Origin of the sequence: Cognatundibacterium rugosum (assembly GCF_014284365.1) — a bacterium.
GTDB classification, from domain to species: Bacteria; Pseudomonadota; Gammaproteobacteria; order Burkholderiales; family Burkholderiaceae_D; genus Undibacterium; species Undibacterium rugosum.
Window position 1 is genome coordinate 157,309 of sequence record NZ_JACOGG010000010.1, and the last position, 6,781, is coordinate 164,089.

Annotated in this window: 5 protein-coding genes; 3 read left to right on the top strand and 2 right to left on the bottom strand. The window is 51.9% G+C overall.

From position 1 onward, the window contains the following. Positions 1-50: 50 nt before the first annotated feature. Both H8K47_RS11150 and H8K47_RS11155 read right to left on the bottom strand, forming a co-directional pair. A complete protein-coding gene (locus tag H8K47_RS11150) occupies positions 51-1,184 on the bottom strand; it encodes an extracellular solute-binding protein (RefSeq protein WP_186881492.1) in 1,134 nt (377 codons plus the stop codon). 64 nt (positions 1,185-1,248) lie between these two features. After that, positions 1,249-2,649: an aspartate aminotransferase family protein gene (locus tag H8K47_RS11155; protein WP_222612776.1), complete on the bottom strand. Its 1,401-nt coding sequence runs from the start codon at positions 2,647-2,649 to the stop codon at positions 1,249-1,251. A 419-nt stretch (positions 2,650-3,068) separates the two neighbouring features. Here H8K47_RS11155 and gabT point away from each other — a divergent pair, with 419 nt between their 5' ends. The 3 genes from gabT (at position 3,069) to H8K47_RS11170 (ending at position 6,725) form a co-directional block, all read left to right on the top strand. Next, the gene (gene gabT, locus H8K47_RS11160; RefSeq protein WP_408057894.1) at positions 3,069-4,334 is read left to right on the top strand and encodes a 4-aminobutyrate--2-oxoglutarate transaminase; all 1,266 of its coding nucleotides are present in this window, start codon (positions 3,069-3,071) and stop codon (positions 4,332-4,334) included. Between the two features lie 27 nt (positions 4,335-4,361). After that, entirely contained in the window at positions 4,362-5,816 is a 1,455-nt protein-coding gene (locus tag H8K47_RS11165) for an NAD-dependent succinate-semialdehyde dehydrogenase (protein ID WP_186881478.1), read from the top strand. Between the two features lie 141 nt (positions 5,817-5,957). Then, complete coding sequence (locus tag H8K47_RS11170; RefSeq protein ID WP_186881479.1) at positions 5,958-6,725, top strand: substrate-binding domain-containing protein; 768 nt, start codon at positions 5,958-5,960, stop codon at positions 6,723-6,725. The last annotated feature ends 56 nt before the right edge of the window (positions 6,726-6,781 follow it).

The following is a 6,781-nucleotide window of genomic DNA, read 5'->3' on the forward strand; positions in this document are numbered from 1 at the left end:
GAATTGATGAATCGCCAATCACTCCTTATGAAGCTATGGCGAAGGCAATATCAATTTCCAGATTTAAACTGTACGAACACCCTGGTTGCTATTCGGCGCAGATCGACACTCATTACTTTCGGCGCGACCATGTTTTTCATATCATCGTCGGTCAGGAAGATTGATTTATCCTGAGCCAATTCCTTGAGGACAAATTTACGGCTGGCCGCATTTGGGTTTGCGTAGCGCACCTTGTTGGTCAGGTTCGCCTGCACTTCAGGGCGCATGATGTAGTTCATCCACAGATGAGCATTTTCCGGATGCGGCGCATCGGATGGGATAGCCATGGTATCGAAGAACAACACGCCACCAGTTTTTGGTATCAAGGCGACGATGTTGTTGCCATTCTTCGCTTCTATCGCATCACGACGGGCAAGGTTCATATCACCCGACCACGCGATGGCAGCGCACAAGGAACCGTTGGTCATATCCGCGACGTAGCTTAAGGTACTGAACAGCGTGATATATGGTCGCACCTTCGCCAGCATCTGGCCTGCTTCCGCATAATCTGCTTTATTTGTCGAGAAAGGATCTTTGCCTATATATGCGAGCGCTGCCGGCAAAATATCCGATGGCGCGTCGAGAAAGGAGACACCACACGACTTGAGTTTCGACACATATTTAACATCGAACACCAGATCCCAGGGATTAGCCGGCATGGGCAAATTCCCTAATGCTGCCTTCACCTTTGCGGTGTTAATCCCTACCGTGGTGTAGCCCCAGAGCCAGGGAACCAGGTATTGGTTACCCGGATCAAGTTTAGCTAATTGGCTCTCGATCGCAGGGTCGAGGTTGGCCAGATTCGGCAACTTGACTTTGTCGACCTTCCGCAGCAAACCAGCCTGAATTTGCATGTTCCCCCAGTGTGCGGCCGGTATCACGATGTCGTAACCGGTCGATTTCAGGCTGAGCTTTGCATGCAGAATTTCATTGCTGTCATAGGTGTCCAGGTGAACCTTGATACCAGTCTCTTTCTCAAAATTCTTGATGGTGTCGTCCGCGATAAAGTCTGACCAATTAAAAAGATTAAGAATCCTTTCCTCGGTGGCCATCGCGGGTACCGCTACAACGGTTGCAGCTGCCAGTGCCGCAGCAACCGTCACTTGTGCCAGACTGTGCCGCAACTGCTTTCGCAGTTGTGGCATCCGGTTCGTTTTTTTCATTCATGTCTCCTGCAGGTTCGAATCGAAGGCCAGCTATCGTTACCGTTCACAGCAATTTGCGCTGTCTCAGGTCTTCTACTGTCTTATCCAGCCCTAAAATAATCAGTTTGATCATTTCATCGATTTCCGCATGTGTCAACGTCAGGGGCGGTGACATCACGAGCCGGTCCCCGGCAACTGCCCGCATGATGACGCCGCAGTCGATCATGTGAGCGCGGCAGGTCGGTCCGATTTGGAGCGCGGCATCAAACGGGACGTTGTCATGGATGGTCGCGCCCTTCTGCCGCACCAAATTCATCCCACCCAGGAAGCCTATCGCTTCTGCATTTCCCACCAGAGGATGCGCTGCGAGCGCCTCGAATTTTTTCTGCAGATAAGGACCCGTGTCTGAATGCACGCGCTCGACAATTTTTTCATCTTCGAGAATGCGAATATTTTCCAATGCGGCGACACAACCGATAGGATGACCCGAATAGGTGAAACCGTGATTGAATTCACCGCCTTTCTCCATCAGCGTGCTAACGATGCGGTCACCGACCAATACGCCGCCGAGCGGAACGTAACCAGAAGTGACACCCTTAGCAAAGGTGATCAGATCAGGTCGGATGCCGAAATATTCAGAACCAAACCAATAGCCAAGACGGCCAAAACCGCATATCACTTCGTCCGCAATCAGCAAAATTCCGTACTTGTCGCAGATGCGCTGAATTTCAGGCCAATAGGTAACTGGGGGAACGATGACACCACCGGCTCCCTGCACAGGCTCACCTATGAAAGCCGCGACATTTTCGGCACCGATATCAAGAATTTTCTGTTCCAGCCAGGAAGCAGCTTCCAATCCAAATTCTTCCTGCGTTTTTCCCTTGCCCCCCTCCAAGTACGAAGGTTGCCCGATATGGATGATGCCGGGTAGCGGCAAGCCGCCCTGGCTATGCATGCTTTGCCAGCCACCAAGCGACGCGCCTGCCATCGTACTGCCGTGATAGGCGTTGTTACGGCTGATAATGACTTGACGCTCTGGATTTCCCTTTTTGCTCCAATAGTGGCGCACCAGGCGTACAACCGTGTCGTTCCCCTCGGAACCGGAGCCTGCGAAAAACACATGATTGAACTGTGGCGGAGAAATTTCAACCAGCTTCGCGGCAAGTTCTATCGCCGGAATGTGCGTAGTATGGAAGAAGGTGTTATAGAAAGGTAATTGCACCATTTGTCCATGTACAGCGTCAGCTATGCTTTTGCGTCCGTAACCTACATTCGTACACCACAAGCCAGCCATACCATCGAGCAGGCGATTACCTTCCGAGTCCCACAAATAAGCGCCTTCGCCTCTAACCATGATGCGTGAGGTCTGCTCCTTTTTTAAACGATAGTCGGCAAACGGATGCAAATGATGGGCTGCATCTGTCTCTTGCATACATTGTGTATCTATTTTTTCATGATTATTCATACGATTTTCCTCTCTAAGTTCCATACATGGCGATAACTGACTAAGGTTGACGATCAAGTCGTTCATTCATCCTGATGGCGTCAACACACTTGTTCGTTGTGCAGGTCACACGTCGAAATCGCTGCGAGCGACGGACTGACCGCACCGTCAACTGGTCGCATAAAAAACCAGCATTTACCTCGTTTTCTTTACCGACGTTTTGCACATGGTAGACATCGCAATAACTTAAGTCAAGTGATTAATTCATTCGACCGACTCATAAAATATGCTATGATCAATTTCATGACGGCAAACCAGCCCAGGCTTGCTTGCCATCAAGCGTTTTGCCTAAAGTCGATATGCAATCGGTGCCGATTGCAATCAATTGACGTGCAAAGCGAATTCCAATGAGAAGTCAGCTTAGGAGCAAGTAAATGAGTATTACGAACGAGCAATGGAAAAAACGGAAAGATGCCGCGACTCCGCGCGGTGTGGGAGTCATGTGCAATTTCTATGCTGAACACGCCGATAACGCCGAGCTTTGGGACGTAGAAGGAAAGCGCTATATCGATTTTGCTAGCGGTATCGCTGTGATGAACACGGGTCACCGTCATCCAACAATCATCGCGGCAATTCAAGAGCAACTGGCGCACTTTACACATACCGCCTACCAGATAGTTCCTTATGGCAGTTACGTTGAATTGGCTGAACGCATCAATCACCTCACGCCGGGTCAGCACGCAAAGAAGACCGCTTTTTTTACGACCGGTGCGGAAGCCGTTGAGAACGCGATCAAAATTGCGCGCGCAGCAACGGGACGCCCTGCCATCATTGCGTTCTCTGGCGGCTTTCATGGCAGAACCATGATGGGTATGGCACTGACTGGCAAGGTTGATCCATACAAGCTGGGCTTCGGTCCATTTCCTGCGGATGTCTACCATGCCCCCTTCCCTAACCAATTGCACGGCGTCTCAATTGAGCAATCGATGGAAGCCATTCAGCAGCTCTTTAAGGCTGACGTCGATCCCAAGCGCGTTGCTGCCATCATTCTCGAACCAGTGCAAGGTGAAGGTGGTTTTACTGTGGCCCCTCCGGCTTTCATGAAGGCTGTGCGCGAACTATGTGACCAACACGGCATCCTGATGATCGCAGATGAAATTCAGACCGGCTTTGGGCGCACCGGAAAATTGTTTGCAATGGAACACTACGATGTTGTCCCTGATCTGATGACGATGGCAAAAAGCCTGGCGGGTGGCATGCCACTCTCGGGAGTATGCGGGCGCACGGAAATTATGGATGCACCTGGCCCAGGCGGCTTGGGCGGCACCTATGCCGGCAATCCGCTGGCGGTCGCTGCCGCACTGGCGGTACTCGATGTCATAGAAAGCGAGCAGCTCAACGAACGCGCCAATGAGCTCGGCACGCAGCTGCGTCAGCACCTTGAGCAGGCCCGTTGCGAAGTACCGTACATTGCCGAAGTGCGTGGACTTGGCGCCATGATCGCAGTCGAATTTCATCACCCGGAGACTGGTAAGCCCGATGCTGCTTTTGCCAAAAAAGTGCAGGCAAAGGCACTGGAAGAAGGCTTGCTGCTGTTGACATGCGGGACGTATGGAAACGTCATCCGTTTTCTCTTTCCGTTGACGATTACGCCCACCACCATGTCCGAGGCATTGGAGATCCTCGGGCGCGCATTGCGGCAATGACTTACCTACACGAAAACCGAGATTACAATGATAAATTTAAAAGACCCTAGCCTGCTTAAACAGCAGGCTTACCTGAATGGCGAATGGTGCGTTGCCAATAGCGGCAAGACCATCGCTGTCATCAATCCAGCGACTGGCGTACTTATTGGTACCGTGCCAGACATGGGAGCAACTGAAACCCGGCAAGCCATCGAAGCCGCAAATGGCGCATGGAAAGCCTGGCGCAGCAAACTGGCAAAAGAACGCGCCGCGATTTTACGCAAGTGGCACGACCTGATACTGGACAACGTCGCCGATCTGGCTGCCATCATGACCGCCGAACAGGGCAAGCCCCTGGCCGAAGCGCGGGGCGAAATCGCTTATGCCGCTTCATTTATAGAATGGTTTGCCGAAGAAGCAAAACGTACCTACGGAGAAACGATACCGTCACCCACGCAAGGACGTCGCATCGTCGTGACAAAGGAACCCATCGGCGTCTGCGCTGCGATCACTCCCTGGAATTTCCCCTCGTCCATGATCACGCGTAAGGCAGCACCAGCACTGGCATCCGGCTGCACTATGATAGTCAAACCGGCAGATTTGACACCATTCTCAGCCCTCGCCTTGGCGGAACTAGGTCACAGAGCCGGCCTTCCGCAAGGCGTGTTCAATGTCATCACCGGACAAGCTGCCCCCATAGGCGATGAATTGACAAGTAATTCGACCGTAAGGAAATTGAGTTTTACCGGCTCAACCGCCGTTGGACGTCATTTGATGGCGCAATCTGCGTCAACGATAAAAAAACTGTCGCTGGAATTGGGTGGGAATGCACCCTTCATTGTGTTCGGAGATGCAGATCTCGACGCGGCAGTCGAAGGCGCAATAGCATCCAAATACCGCAACAGCGGCCAAACCTGCGTTTGCGCCAATCGCATCTACGTACACGACAGCGTGTATGAAGCGTTCAGTGAAAAGCTGGTCGCTGCCGTGCAACACATCCAGGTCGGCGACGGCTTCACCGAAGGCGTCACTCAAGGCCCCTTGATCAACCAAAAAGCTGTGGAAAAAGCCGAGGCACATATTGCCGACGCCGTTGCAAAAGGCGCGCGCGTACTCACCGGTGGCAAGCGCCACAGCCTCGGGCGTTCGTTCTTTGAGCCAACGGTAATCGCCGACGTGACTCAAGATATGCTGATCACGCGCGAAGAAACCTTTGGACCAGTCGCACCCATAATACGTTTTCATAGCGAAGAACAGGCGATTGCTATGGCAAATGACACCGAATTCGGTCTTGCATCCTATTTTTACGGTCGCGATGTCGGGCAAATCTGGCGCGTCGCCGAGCAACTCGAGTGCGGCATGGTTGGCATCAACACCGGAGTCTTTTCGAACGAGGTAGCCCCATTTGGCGGGGTCAAACAGTCAGGCTTAGGTCGAGAGGGTTCCAAGTATGGCATAGATGAATATCTCGTCGTCAAATATCTGTGCATGGGCGGAATCTAGCCATTGTCAGGTTAGCTTGTTCGCAATTCCTACAAACCCCGGCGTGAGCGTAATGCAGATTTCGCGCGCCGGCGCTCATGGTGACCAGGTCAATTTAAAACCTAGTCAAGGCAATCTTTGGGTTGGCAGAGTGGAGTGAATATGAAGAAATTATTCGTTAAAGCGTTACTCACGGCAGTCTTATGTGTATCTGCAAACATCGCGCTGTGCGACAACGTCGTCACCGTCAACGTAGTCGGCGTTCCCTACATGCACTATGTTTACAAAATGCTTGGTGACGATTTTAATTCGATAGAAAATCGATTTCTACTGCGATATGTAGACGAGAATGCCAACAATTTCGCCATGAAAGTATCGGCAGGAAGCGCCGATTTCTCCGTGTCGGATATCCCAATGCCACACAACGAGCTGATAGCGCGCAAACTCATACAATTTCCTGTGATGGTGACAGCGATTGTCCCGGTAGTGAATCTCCCTGGCATAGATTCCGACAAACTGGTGCTCGATGGTCCAGTTCTCGCTGGCATCATGATGGGCGACATCACGACTTGGAACCATGCTTCGATTAGTGCACTCAATCCGAATTTGTCTTTACCATCACTTCGCATCAAAACGTTAGCGCGCTCATACTCATCCGGAGCCACACTCGCCATCTCCACCTATCTCGCCAAGAAGTCCAGCCGATTTGCTAAGAATATTGGCGTAGGCGATTCGCTCAAATGGCCGGCCGACGTGCAACTCATGCATAGCGGCGAAGCGATCGAAACGGCATTAAGTAAAACCCCCGGTGCAATCTCTTATGTTGAAATGGACGTTGGCAACATCAAGCAGATGAAATGTAAGCGCGAATTTCCCCGCACCTTGCAACGTGAACAGTGGTTGAATTATGGCGTGACGCTGCCAGCGTAGTTAAACGGCAGCAGGTCGTGCAAGTCTGCCCCCTCTGCGCGCAGCGGCAATTCGGT

What these genes read in the sequence shown, in the direction of transcription:
- H8K47_RS11150 (WP_186881492.1), bottom strand. Translation starts at nt 1,184, where the DNA reads ATGCCACAACTGCGAAAGCAGTTGCGGCACAGTCTGGCACAAGTGACG.
- H8K47_RS11155 (WP_222612776.1), bottom strand. Translation starts at nt 2,649, where the DNA reads ATGAATAATCATGAAAAAATAGATACACAATGTATGCAAGAGACAGAT.
- H8K47_RS11165 (WP_186881478.1), top strand. Translation starts at nt 4,362, where the DNA reads ATGATAAATTTAAAAGACCCTAGCCTGCTTAAACAGCAGGCTTACCTG.
- H8K47_RS11170 (WP_186881479.1), top strand. Translation starts at nt 5,958, where the DNA reads ATGAAGAAATTATTCGTTAAAGCGTTACTCACGGCAGTCTTATGTGTA.